This is a genomic window from Rhizobium sp. X9 (assembly GCF_018873185.1).
Lineage (GTDB): Bacteria > Pseudomonadota > Alphaproteobacteria > Rhizobiales > Rhizobiaceae > Agrobacterium > Agrobacterium oryzihabitans.
In genome coordinates this window covers 672,983-685,046 of record NZ_CP071312.1, presented here as the reverse complement: position 1 = coordinate 685,046, position 12,064 = coordinate 672,983, and the positions used below count along the sequence as shown (strand labels likewise).

Here is a 12,064-nt window from a genome sequence, read left to right as displayed (position 1 = left end):
CACTTGATCGCACTGGACCCCGGATCGAGTCCGGGGTGACGGAGTATGGGTACTCCAGGTTCGCCAAACTCAAGCGTTTGGCGGATATTGTCATCCACCCAGAGCCGGAGCCAAGGCCTTCAGCTCATCTGGCTGACGAATTTCGTTTCCAGATAGGCCTGAACCGCTTCCGAACCGCCTTCCGTGCCATAACCGGAATCCTTGATGCCGCCGAAGGGGACTTCGGGAAGGGCAAGGCCGTTATGATTGATGGTCAGCATGCCGGCCTCGACCTGATGGCCGAGCGCATGCGCGGTCTTGACCGAGCCGGTGAAGGCATAGGATGCAAGGCCGAAGGGCAGGCGGTTTGCTTCGGTGACCGCGTCATCGAAGGTCGAGAAGCGGTTGATGATGGCAACGGGACCGAAGGGCTCGTCGTTCATGATCTTTGCCGTGGTCGGCACATTGGCGAGAACTGTCGGCTCGAAGAAGTTGCCCTTGTTGCCGATGCGGCGGCCGCCGGTCTTCAGCTCGCCGCCATGGGAAACGGCGTCGCTGATAAGGCCTTCGAGCGCCGGGATGCGGCGTTCATTGGCGAGCGGGCCCATGATGACGCCGTCTTCCATGCCGTTGCCGACCTTGATGGCCTTCGTCGCTTCCACGAAACCTTCAAGGAAGCGGTCCGCCACGCCGTCCTGCACGAGGAAGCGGGTGGGGGCGACACAGACCTGGCCGGCGTTGCGGAACTTGGCGAGCGACGTCACCTCGATTGCCTTTTCGATATCGGCGTCATCGAAGATCATCACCGGCGCATGGCCGCCGAGTTCCATCGTGGCGCGCTTCATGTGCTTGCCGGCCAGCGCCGCGAGGTGCTTGCCGATCGGCGTGGAGCCGGTGAAGGAAATCTTGCGGATGACCGGATGCGGGATCAGATATTCCGAAATCTCGGAGGGAACACCGTAAACCAGACCGATGACGCCCGCTGGCACGCCCGCATCCACAAAGGCGCGGATGAGCTCGGCCGGTGATGCCGGCGTTTCCTCAGGCGCCTTGACGATGATCGAGCAGCCGGTGGCGAGCGCCGCTGAGAGCTTGCGGACGATCTGGTTGATCGGGAAGTTCCAGGGCGTGAAGGCTGCAACGGGCCCTACGGGCAGCTTGATGGCAAGCTGGGAAACGCCGGTCGCACGCGCGGGAATGACCTGGCCATAGGTGCGGCGCGCTTCTTCGGCAAACCAGTCGATCGTGTCGGCGGCGCCCATGACCTCGGTGCCCGATTGTGCCAGCGGCTTGCCCTGTTCGCGGGTCATAATATAGGCGATCTTGTCCTTGCGCTCGCGCAGGATATCGGCCGCCCTGCGCATGATCTTCGAACGCTCGAAGGGCGAGGTGTCGCGCCACACCTTGAAACCGCGCTCGGCGGCAGCAAGCGCCAGATCGAGGTCTTCCTTTTCGGCGTGGGCGATTGCGCCGATGATCTCGTCGGTTGCCGGATCGGACACGGCGATCGTCTTGCCGGAAACGGCGTCTCGCCATTCGCCATCAATGAGAAGTTTGATGTCGGGATAGGTGTGCATGGGAACTACCTTCATGATGCGGCCGATACGGCGAGCTGCCGTTTGGCCCGGAGACGTGAACAGAATTTTCCTGGCCGGACGATATCCGGCATCGCGGCTTTCGCTGCGCGGAACGGGTGTCTGGGTATCCCCGGCAAAGAGGCTTCTGGAATTGCCGGAAACAGAAACGACAGTCTTTATATTAAGTTCCGGGCGGTATGTTTCAACCGTCCGCTGCGGCAATCGCCATGATTTTTCTGCGACATGGAACTTGTTTTCGGTCATTCCGGTTTGCAACGCATGCGATGCTAAATTGCCGATGACCTCGCCCGGTCCGCGTGCGAATCACGCATTTCTGTCCGTTCGCGGGAAAGTGTCTGCCTCAATTCGGCCCTTGTCGCGCCTGACGGATTGACGGGAGGAGGCAAAGTGGGCTGCCGCTTGCGTCATAACAGTGCGCGAAACATGAAAAAGTACAATAAGACGGAAAAATTATCCAAAGGGTTTACTCAAAACCTAGAGAAAATACGGATAAAATCTCAGTGAGGATATAACATCCATTCCTGATATATATTGCGGGCGTCGGTTCCCTTGACCTTCTGAGGTTGGCGAAAACCCTCGACCCGAACGTTATCGATGGAGAAAAAGTATGAGTTTCGCCCGGGTACTTCTCAGTGCGTTCTTGTCACTCGTGTGGCTTTCCTGTGCCGAAGCCGGAACGATCGCCAAGCCGCAAGGCAAGCCGATATTAACCATATCCGGAAACATCACCAACACCAACGCCGAGGGCGCCGCGCAATTCGACCGCGACATGCTGGAAGCGCTTGGAATGGTGACGGTGGAGACGACAACACCCTGGCACGATGGCCGCGTCCGATTCGATGGTGTTTCGCTGGCGAAATTGATGGATATCGTCGGCGCAAAAGGCACCACGGTCACGGCAGTCGCGCTCAACGACTATGTCAGCACCATACCGGTTGAGGATTTTAAGAAATTCAACGTTATCCTCGCGATCAAACTGGATGGCAATTACATGACAGTTCGCGAAAAAGGCCCGTTGTTCGTCATCTATCCCTATGACAGCGACCCGGAGCTGCAGAAGCAGACTTATTATTCGCGGTCTGCATGGCAAGTTGCCAAACTGATAGTGGAATAAAGGTGCCGTTTGCGAAAACTTGTGGCGGTGATCATCTGTTGCTTCGTCCTGGCAACGGGCTATATCGCTTTCGTCATTGCCGAGCGACAGACCGCTCTGCAGAAATTCGCCCGCTATAACGATTCGTGGGCGGTCAGCCAGACCGTGGCGGAATATCTGCGGCTTCAGAACAAGCTCGCGGTTTTCGCGCTCAGTCCCGGCAAGATTGACCGGGACGAACTGCAGCTGCGTCTGGACATCATGCTGAGCCGTCTTGAATTGTTGAAGCAGGGCAATCTGGGGGCTTTCATCAATGAAAAGCAGCAGTGGCGGGACCTTGTAACGCAGCTCAATGCGGTTCTGGCCGATCTGGAGCAGCGGGTTAATCGTCTGGAGCCCGCCGATGTTCCGGCAATGCTTTCGGCGATGAGCGCGCTCGATGCACCGATGACGACGCTCGCCTCGTCTTCCGTCGCCTATGACGTCAATCTGATCGATACCGCCCATGAGGACGTGCGCAAGCTGCATATCGTCTATACCGCGCTGGCCGGGGGCCTGATCCTGTGCGGCATCGCGCTCGTCATATTGCTGCTCCGGCAGAACGATCTTTTGAACCGCGCGCAAAAAAGCATGCGCGGCCTGACGGACGACCTGCGCGCCGCCACGCTGGAATTGCAGGCGAAGAATGTCCGGCTGGAGCATGATGCCTATCACGATGCGCTGACGGGTCTGCCCAACCGCTCGCTGTTCCGGCAGGAGCTGATCGAGCGGCTGCGACGATCCTTCGGCGGCAGCGGCACGACGGCCATCCTTCTGCTCGATCTCGACGGCTTCAAGGACGTCAACGACACGCTCGGTCATGATGCGGGCGATGCCCTGCTTCAGGCCGTCGCGCAGCGCCTTTCAGGCATCAGCGGCGATTACGATATGGTCTGCCGCCTGGGCGGCGATGAATTCGCCGTCGTCTCCGACGATCTCAACGAAGATGCAGCACGCCGTCTCGCCTCCAAGCTCATCGACCAGATCAGCCGGACCTACCAGCTCGGCGAGCAGGAGGTCAAAATCGGCACCTGCATCGGTATTGCCATCTCGCACGGCGCCGTTGATGCGGACGAATTGTTCAAGCGCGCGGATCTGGCTCTTTACGAGGCCAAGGCCATCGGCCCGGGCCGGGCGAGCGTTTTCAAGGTCCGCATGCAGAAGCAGCTGACCGAGAAGAAATCCTTCGAGGCCGATCTGCAAACCGCGCTGCAGAACGACGAGATGGAGGTCTATTACCAGCCGCAGGTGGCGACGCAGACCCGCGAACTCTGCGGCTTCGAGGCGCTCTTGCGCTGGAAGCATCCGGTGCGGGGCGATGTGCCGCCCAGCGTATTCATTCCCGTCGCGGAAAGAACGGGCCTTATCCACTCGCTCGGAAAATGGGTGATGGAAACCGCCTGCCGCGAGGCGATGCGATGGGACGAGGACATGAAGGTGGCGGTCAATCTCTCGCCGGTTCAGTTTCACAGTACCAACCTCATCCAGAACGTGATGGGCGCGCTGGAAAAAAGCGGGCTGGAGCCAAGCCGGCTCGAGCTTGAGATCACCGAATCCATCCTGCTCAACAAGAGCGATCAGACGATCAACACGCTGACGCGGCTGAAGGATGTCGGCATCCAGATCGCCATGGACGATTTCGGCACCGGATATTCGTCTCTCGCCAATCTGCGCGGCGTGCCCTTTGACAAGATAAAGATCGACCGCTCCTTTCTGCGCGATATCACCAGCGACCGAGACGCGCTGGCGATCGTTGAGTTCGTGGTCGGTGTCGGCCGCAGCCTGCGGATGACCACGATTGCCGAAGGCATCGAGACGGAGGAACAATATGAATGTGTCAGACGTCTGGGATGTGATCAGGTCCAGGGATATCTGATCAGCCGGCCGTTGCCGGCCAAGGAGCTGGTGGCCTGGAGCTCCGTCTGAAAACGGGCGGCGTTGGCGAAGGCGTGTCCTATTTCAGGAAGATGCATCGCTCTTTGCGAAAACCGATACCGGTTGGCGTGCCGATGTTGTAGAGCATTCCCGGTCGATACGGGATCATTCTGGCGAAGCGACCGGGTTTTGCGAAAAGGTTTGAGACATGGAAATAATGGACGTGCATGGCGTAGCTCTTCCCCTCTCTTCCCATGAGGTGTCGCCCGTCATCTGGCAGGCGTTGACCGATGGCAGCTATGAGGCGAAGGAGGCCCGCAGCGTCCTGAAAGCCATCAAGCCGGGCGACCGCGTGCTGGAACTGGGATCCGGTATCGGGATCATCACCTCGATCATCGCCGGCATAAAGGATGTGTCGGTATGGGCCTTCGAGGCCAATCCCTCCACGGCGGCGCTGGCGGAGCGGGTGATAAAAGCCAATTGCCGCGGCAATGTCGAGTTTTCGCAGGGGTTGCTTACCGCCGACGAGCCGCGCTCCTATTCGTTTTATGTCCGCAAGGATCTCTGGATGTCGTCGATGGACGAAAATCAGGGTCCCTATGAAAAACGCATCGAAATTTCGTCCGAGAATATCGACGAATTTGTTGCAAGCAAGGGCATCACCGCACTGGTCATGGATATCGAGGGCGCGGAACGCGATCTGCTCGGCAGGGCCGAGCTTGCCGGCGTGGAGCGGATATTCGTCGAACTGCACGATCACCTTTATGGCCTCGCCGGCGTCCGCGACATCATGCGGTCGCTGACCGCCAAGGGATATGCCTATGATCCGCGTGGTTCGCGCGGTCCCTGCGTGTTGTTCTCCAAGGACGAAAGCCCGAGGGAATACGATCCCGACGTGGATTGACCGCCGTCTCGCAGCCCCAAAAGTTCACAGCGAATTCGCGGAACCGTCTGCGCATCATCTCGTTCTTTCCCGGGAATGAGAATGTGCGGGAGCAGGGCGGCGTATGCCCTGAGGTGGGTTGCGGATCGTCATGATAATTTCATAAACGGCAATTCAATCGCAATTATTATTGCAATTGTCGCAATCGCTCTCCTGCGTCATCATCACTCCATCAGACCGGCGCAGAATTCAGACCACGCTGGACGATGCCACCGCAACCGAAGGAGAACGATCATGGGCTTTGTGACAACGACAGACGGAACCGAAATCTTCTACAAGGACTGGGGCCCGAAGGATGCTCAGCCCATCGTGTTTCACCACGGCTGGCCGCTGAGTTCCGACGACTGGGACGCGCAGATGCTGTTTTTCCTCTCGAAAGGATATCGGGTCGTCGCCCATGATCGCCGTGGCCACGGCCGGTCTGCCCAGGTGGCTGGAGGTCACGACATGGATCACTACGCTGCCGACGCCTTTGCCGTCGTTGAGGCGCTCGATCTGAAGAATGCCGTCCATATCGGCCACTCCACCGGTGGCGGCGAAGTTGCCCGTTACGTTGCCAGACATGGCGAGCCCGCTGGCCGCGTCGCCAAGGCGGTTCTGGTTTCCGCCGTGCCGCCGCTGATGCTGAAGACCGAGGCCAACCCGGAAGGTCTGCCGATGGAGCTCTTCGACGGCTTCCGCTCGTCGCTTGCCGCAAACCGCGCGCAGTTCTTCCGCGATGTGCCCTCCGGCCCATTCTACGGCTTCAACCGAGATGGAGCGACCGCCCAGGAAGGCGTGATCCAGAACTGGTGGCGTCAGGGCATGATGGGCGGCGCAAAGGCCCATTATGACGGCATCAAGGCCTTCTCGGAAACCGATCAGACCGAAGACCTGAAGGCGATCGGCGTTCCGACGCTGGTGCTGCACGGCGAAGACGACCAGATCGTGCCGATTGCGGACTCCGCGCTGAAATCGGTGAAGCTTTTGAAAAACGGCACGCTGAAGACCTATCCCGGCTTCTCGCACGGCATGCTGACGATCAATGCCGATGTGCTGAACGCCGATCTGTTGGCCTTCATCAAGGCTTGATCTTTGGGCGAAACGGGAATGCGGCCTGATATGAGGCCGCATTTCGTGATTGGTCGACGACCTCTCCCCGCACTTGGCGTCATCCTCGGGCTTGTCCCGAGGATCCATTGTTTCGCGCGGGAGTGGATCCTCGGGTCAAGCCCGAGGATGACGTTGCTTGTGTGGGGACGGCGGAGGCCACTTCCCGCATCATGTCGTCAGACTAGCTTTGCTTTCCAAACCTGGCGATAGGAACCAAGTCCTTCAATAGCGCCGGGAGCGAAATAACGCTCGCGGCCCGCAAGCGGCTTGATGCCTGTGAGGAGCGCTGCCCCGGCGCTGGTGCCGGTGGAGCCGCTGACGGCGATCACATCCGTATCGGCAAAAACGGCAAGCGCCTTGAGATAAAGAGCGTTGCTGGCAAATGGGCCTTCAACCAGCACCGGGCCCTTCCTCCCGATCAGCGAAAGACTAAACTCCGTCATCAGGGCAAGATACAGCGCCGTTGCCGCGTGTCGTTCCGCAACCGTGGCATTGTCGTCGGCGATCCAGCGCGCTGTTTTAGCGGGGAAGGGGCCGGAGCCTCCAACGATGCTTGGAAGCAGCATCATGCCTTTGGCAATTGCGCTGCCGAGCGCGGCTTCGATTTCCTCGTCCGGCGCTGGCCCGAATTGCTGTGTCAGCTTTTCATACTCCCTGCCGCCCATGAAGCGGGAGGAAGGAACGGGACGTCCGAGAGCATCGACATTCAAAAGTGTGTCACGGCCGGGATCCAGCCCATCCGCCATGCCGCCAATTGCGAAATTCACCACCCAGGTGCCGGTGGAGACGACGGAAAAGTCACCCTCCCGCCGCAGCAGATGCGGCAGGAGCGACGCATTGGAATCGTGAATGCCGCAATAGACCGGCATGTCTGGCGACATACCTGTTTCCTGCGCCACCGATTTGCGGACTGGTCCGAGCACATCGAAGGCCGAGCGCACCGGCGCCATCAATTGCTCGATGCCAAGACGCGTCACCAGCGATGAAAACGTTTTACGTCGAGGGTTCCACAGGTCGGTGTGGCAACCAAGCGAGGTCGTTTCGGTGGCCTGAACGCCGGTCAGTCGCCCCGCCCAATATTGCGCATAGGTGACGATGCTGCGCACCGTCGCGAATTCCTGCGGAAAGGCGGTTTTCTGGAAATGGATTTGCGCGCCAAGGTTCAGCCCGGCAGGAAGCGATGGCGAGCCGGTCTCGGAGAAGTCGGGCCGGATGCCAAGATAGGCCTCACGTATCTCAACGGGATAGCTGTGCTCGTAGTCCAACACCGGCATGGCAAGATCGCCGTTTTCATCGAGAAGTGCCGCTGACGCGCCATGGGTGGTGATGGAGATCGCGTCGAAACCCGGCTCTTGGGCGAACTGCCGTAGAGAGGCGAGAATGAAACTCCACAGCATCTCCACATCGTAATGCGGATAGATACCATCACGAAGGACAGGGTTCGAACGCCTGTCGCCGGCGATCTCTTCGCCACTTCTGGTGTCGATGACGACGACCTTGGCGTTGGTCTTGCCGATATCGATGACCGCGACGCGGCGTGGCTTTGTCATGTCGGTCATGGCAGATGGAACACCGTCACGAGGTCCGTCGCGATTGGCGAATTATCCGGATTGCTCTCCATGATATCGGCCATGTGCGCCCACCATTTCTTCATCACGGGATGCTCGGGTAATGCCGCCATACCGTGGTTCTTCGGGCGCGTCAGCACGCCGAACAGGATGTTGGTTTCCGGATCGAGATGGATCGAATAGTCGCTCACACCTGCCTCGTGCAGCAGCGCCACCAGTTCCGGCCATATCTCATCATGGCAGCGTTTGTACTCTGCCTCCTTGCCGGCGAAGAGCTTCATCTTGAAGGCGTGTTTTTCGAATTCCGGCATGGCTCAGCTTCTCATGGCGCGCAGACGGCGTACAACGATTGGAATGGCGATGGTGATGATCAGCAGCAGGCCGACGAAGATCGACATGACGATACCCGGCACGTTCAGAAGCCCCAGCCCGAAGGTGACGAGGCCCATGACGAAAGCCGCGATGACGACGCCCGCAATGGTGCCGGCGCCGCCGAGAATGGAAACGCCGCCAAGCACCACCATGGTCACCACCTCAAGCTCCCATCCTTGAGCAATCGAGGGGCGGGTGGAGCCGAGCCGCGAGGTGAGGCAGACGGCAGCGATGCCGCTCATCAGGCCGGTCAGAAGGAAAAGGATGAACTTCACCCGTTCGACGGGAATACCGGAAAAACGGGCAGCAAACGGGTTGTTGCCGATCACATAGACCTGCCGGCCAAAATTGGTGGCGTGCAGCAGAATGGCGAAGAGAACGGCCATGGCGATGAACAGCACAAATTCGAAGGAGATGACCGAGAAAACGTAACCCTGACCGAAATAGGCGAAATCCGCCGGATATTTGCCATAGGCCTGATCACCCAGCACCATGTAGGAAACGCCGCGAAACAGGCTCATCGTGCCGATGGTGACGACGATGGATGGCAGCTTCAGGCCAGCGACGAGAAAGCCGTTGAAAGCCCCGCAGAGAAGGCCGGTGCCGATGCCGATGGCGACGAGGCCCGGCGTACCGACGCCCATCTGCACCGCAGCACCCATGGCGGTGGAGGCGAGCGCGATAATGGCGGCAACGGAAAGATCGATTTCACCGGCGATGATCAGGAGTGCCATGGCAAAGGCGATGATCGCCTTTTCGGTGAAGTTGAAGGTCGCGTCCGACAGGTTCCAGGCATTGAGGAAATAGGGCGAGGCGAGCGAATTGGCGATGAAGATGAGGATCGCGACGCCAAGCAGCAGCACTTCCCAGCTAGCCAAAAGACGGCGCAGCGGCGTGCCGAGCTTGTCTGGAATGATGCGCGGCTTCTGAGCCGGTTGAGAATTCGTGCTCATACTGTGGCCTCCTTGGCCTGGTCGCTTGCCGCCCGGTCGCGCAGGATGATGCGACCTTTTCGAGCTTCGGCGCGGGCGTTGAAGACGACGGCGAGCACGATAACCACGCCGGAAATCGCCATCTGCGCGAAGGGCGAGATGCCGATGACGGGCAGGGCATTCTTGATGACACCGAGAAACAGCGCGCCGAGCACGGCACCCGCCACCGAGCCGATGCCGCCGGCAATGGAGATGCCGCCGATGACATTTGCCGCCACGCTGTCCAGTTCGAAACCGGCGGCGATATCCACATAGGCGACGGCATAACGTGAAACCCAGAGGTAGCTCGCAAGTCCAGCAAGCGCACCCGACAGCACGAAAGCGAGAAAGCGCGTGCGGCCGACATCGATGCCCGCATAGACCGCAGCGCCCGGATTACCGCCGGAGGCATAGGCGGAGCGGCCGAACGAGGTCCGGCTGAGCACGAGCCAGGCGCCGGCGATGATGAGGATGGCCACCCAGGAAAGAACTGGCATGCCGAGGATCATGGTGCGCGGCACGTTGAGGAAGGTGGGTGAAAGCTGGTGCGCATTCACCCAGCCGCCGCCCGAAAGCACGAAGGCCATGCCGCGATAGATAGTGAGCGTGCCGAGTGTGACGACGATGGGCGGAATGCCGAGCCACCAGACGAGAATGCCGTTGATCGACCCTAAAACCGCGCCGATGCCGACCGCCATGGCGATGAGAAACGGCAGTGGAATGCCCGGAAAGGCGGCATTGGTCATCGCCACCGCCATGCCGGTGAAGGCGAGGTTGGCGGCAACCGAAAGATCGATGGATTTGGTCAGAATGACCGCCATCTGGCCAAGCGCCAGAATGATGAGGATGGAGGTATCGTTGAAGATATTGACCAGATTGGCGGGCCTGCCGAAACCGGGCGCGCGCAGCGCAAAGCCAGCGATCATGATAACGATGATGCCCGCCAGCAGCCATTCGCGATTCTTGAGAAAACGTTGCATGGTTTGCCCCTCTCAGGCGTTGCCGGTGGCGGCGCGCACCAGCTTTTCCGGAGAAAAATCGGCGCGTTCGAACAGGCCCGCCATCAGGCCTTCGCGCATGACGATGGCGCGGTCGGACATGCCGAGGATTTCGGGAAGTTCGGATGAAATCATGATGATGGAGAGACCTTCGGCCGCAAGCTCGCTGATGAAGCCGTGCACGGCGGCCTTGGAACCGATATCGATGCCCTTGGTCGGCTCGTCGAGAATGATGACTTTCGGCTGCGTGGCGAGCCATTTGCCGATCACCACCTTCTGCTGGTTGCCGCCCGAAAGCGTGCCGACCGGCACCGACAGCGCGGCGGCGCGCAGGTCGAGACGCGAGGCATATTTGCGCGCCAGCGCGAATTCATTGGCGGCGGCGAGAAATCCCTTGCGCGAGGTGCGTGTAAGGGAAGGCAGCGACATGTTCTGGTAGATCGGCATTTCCAGCGCCAGCCCATGGCGTCCGCGCTCTTCGGGCACATAAACGATGCCGGCGCGGATCGCATCTTCCGGCGAACGGATGAGGATCGGTTCGCCATTGAGTGTAATCTGTCCGGAGGCCGGGCGGGTGATGCCGAAAAGCGACTGGCAGAGTTCCGATCGCCCGGCGCCGATCAGCCCGTAGAGGCCGAGAATCTCGCCCTTGCGCAGATCGAGCGAAATATCGCGAAACTCGGTCTGGTGAGAATAATTGCGGATCGACAGAACCGTCGGGCCGAGCATGACCGCTTGCTTCGGAAAGGCATTCGTCACGTCGCGGCCAACCATCAGACGCACGATCTCGTCCTGCGGGGTGGCGGTAAGATTGCCCGCGCCGACCATCTTGCCGTCCCGGAACACCGCGTAGTTTTCGGCGATCTCATAGACTTCATCGAACTTGTGGCTGATGAAGAGGATCGCCTTGCCCTGCCGCTTCAGATTTTCGACGATGCGGAAGAGATCGTCGATCTCCTTGCGGGAAAGGGCGGCTGTCGGTTCGTCCATGATGACGATGCGCGCCTCGACGGAAAGCGCCCTCGCTATTGCCACGAGGTGGCGTTGCGCGATGGAAAGGTCCCTCAGCCGAATGGACGGATCGATGGTGCTTTCGAGTTGTTCCAGCAGAGCCTTGGCGCGCGCATTGATGGTCTTCCAGTCAATGAGGCCGAAACGGCCTTTTGGCGCATGGCCGAGGAAGATGTTTTCACCCACCGAAAGCTCGTCGAACAGTACGGTTTCCTGATGAATGGCGGTGACGCCGGCATCGATGGCATCCTGCGCGCCGTGAAAATGGACGGGCTGGCCATCTAGAAGGATTTCGCCTTCGTTCGGGCGGTAGATGCCGGTGAGGATTTTGACGAGCGTGGATTTTCCCGCACCGTTCTCACCGATTAGCGCGGTGACCTTGCCGGGATAAAGCGCGATATCGACGCCATCCAGCGCTTTGACGCCGGGAAATATCTGGCTGATGCCGCGCATTTCGAGAATGGGCGCGCCGCTGGAAGTCGCTGGGATGTCTATGGTTTGGGTTTCAGCACGCATCATTCCGTC

10 protein-coding genes are annotated in these 12,064 nt (G+C 59.7%); 4 read left to right on the top strand and 6 right to left on the bottom strand.

Annotated features, from left to right (window positions below):
• Positions 1-119 precede the first annotated feature (119 nt).
• Complete coding sequence (locus JZY08_RS18055; RefSeq protein WP_035243597.1) at positions 120-1,556, bottom strand: NAD-dependent succinate-semialdehyde dehydrogenase; 1,437 nt, start codon at positions 1,554-1,556, stop codon at positions 120-122.
• Between the two features lie 628 nt (positions 1,557-2,184).
• Between JZY08_RS18055 and JZY08_RS18050 the strand changes: the two genes are divergently transcribed.
• The 4 genes from JZY08_RS18050 (at position 2,185) to JZY08_RS18035 (ending at position 6,598) form a co-directional block, all read left to right on the top strand.
• Positions 2,185-2,691: an oxidoreductase gene (locus JZY08_RS18050; RefSeq protein ID WP_082185603.1), complete on the top strand. Its 507-nt coding sequence runs from the start codon at positions 2,185-2,187 to the stop codon at positions 2,689-2,691.
• A gap of 21 nt (positions 2,692-2,712) precedes the next feature.
• On the top strand, positions 2,713-4,635 hold the full coding sequence (locus tag JZY08_RS18045) for a bifunctional diguanylate cyclase/phosphodiesterase (RefSeq protein WP_003500272.1): 1,923 nt from the start codon (positions 2,713-2,715) through the stop codon (positions 4,633-4,635).
• Between the two features lie 157 nt (positions 4,636-4,792).
• A complete protein-coding gene (locus JZY08_RS18040) occupies positions 4,793-5,488 on the top strand; it encodes an FkbM family methyltransferase (protein ID WP_216332968.1) in 696 nt (231 codons plus the stop codon).
• Between the two features lie 273 nt (positions 5,489-5,761).
• The gene (locus tag JZY08_RS18035) at positions 5,762-6,598 is read left to right on the top strand and encodes an alpha/beta hydrolase (RefSeq protein WP_216332967.1); all 837 of its coding nucleotides are present in this window, start codon (positions 5,762-5,764) and stop codon (positions 6,596-6,598) included.
• Positions 6,599-6,795: 197 nt separating this feature from the next.
• Here the strand turns inward: JZY08_RS18035 and JZY08_RS18030 are convergent, their stop codons facing one another.
• Genes JZY08_RS18030 through JZY08_RS18010 form a run of 5 tightly spaced genes read right to left on the bottom strand, consistent with a single transcriptional unit; the run spans position 6,796 to position 12,058 of the window.
• Positions 6,796-8,178 (bottom strand): FGGY-family carbohydrate kinase, encoded by a 1,383-nt coding sequence (locus JZY08_RS18030; RefSeq protein WP_216332966.1) that lies wholly within the window; start codon positions 8,176-8,178, stop codon positions 6,796-6,798.
• Positions 8,175-8,498, bottom strand: coding sequence for an L-rhamnose mutarotase (gene rhaM / locus JZY08_RS18025; RefSeq protein ID WP_216332965.1), 324 nt, complete (start codon positions 8,496-8,498; stop codon positions 8,175-8,177). The genes JZY08_RS18030 and rhaM overlap by 4 nt, the downstream gene beginning before the upstream one ends.
• Before the next feature lie 3 nt (positions 8,499-8,501).
• Entirely contained in the window at positions 8,502-9,512 is a 1,011-nt protein-coding gene (locus JZY08_RS18020) for an ABC transporter permease (protein ID WP_216332964.1), read from the bottom strand.
• Complete coding sequence (locus JZY08_RS18015) at positions 9,509-10,510, bottom strand: ABC transporter permease (RefSeq protein WP_216332963.1); 1,002 nt, start codon at positions 10,508-10,510, stop codon at positions 9,509-9,511. Before JZY08_RS18015 ends, JZY08_RS18020 begins: the two co-directional genes overlap by 4 nt.
• 12 nt (positions 10,511-10,522) lie before the next feature.
• Entirely contained in the window at positions 10,523-12,058 is a 1,536-nt protein-coding gene (locus JZY08_RS18010; RefSeq protein ID WP_216332962.1) for a sugar ABC transporter ATP-binding protein, read from the bottom strand.
• Between the last annotated feature and the right edge of the window lie 6 nt (positions 12,059-12,064).

What these genes read in the sequence shown, in the direction of transcription:
- JZY08_RS18055 (WP_035243597.1), bottom strand. Translation starts at nt 1,556, where the DNA reads ATGCACACCTATCCCGACATCAAACTTCTCATTGATGGCGAATGGCGA.
- JZY08_RS18050 (WP_082185603.1), top strand. Translation starts at nt 2,185, where the DNA reads ATGAGTTTCGCCCGGGTACTTCTCAGTGCGTTCTTGTCACTCGTGTGG.
- JZY08_RS18040 (WP_216332968.1), top strand. Translation starts at nt 4,793, where the DNA reads ATGGAAATAATGGACGTGCATGGCGTAGCTCTTCCCCTCTCTTCCCAT.
- JZY08_RS18035 (WP_216332967.1), top strand. Translation starts at nt 5,762, where the DNA reads ATGGGCTTTGTGACAACGACAGACGGAACCGAAATCTTCTACAAGGAC.
- JZY08_RS18030 (WP_216332966.1), bottom strand. Translation starts at nt 8,178, where the DNA reads ATGACCGACATGACAAAGCCACGCCGCGTCGCGGTCATCGATATCGGC.
- rhaM (WP_216332965.1), bottom strand. Translation starts at nt 8,498, where the DNA reads ATGCCGGAATTCGAAAAACACGCCTTCAAGATGAAGCTCTTCGCCGGC.
- JZY08_RS18020 (WP_216332964.1), bottom strand. Translation starts at nt 9,512, where the DNA reads ATGAGCACGAATTCTCAACCGGCTCAGAAGCCGCGCATCATTCCAGAC.
- JZY08_RS18015 (WP_216332963.1), bottom strand. Translation starts at nt 10,510, where the DNA reads ATGCAACGTTTTCTCAAGAATCGCGAATGGCTGCTGGCGGGCATCATC.
- JZY08_RS18010 (WP_216332962.1), bottom strand. Translation starts at nt 12,058, where the DNA reads ATGATGCGTGCTGAAACCCAAACCATAGACATCCCAGCGACTTCCAGC.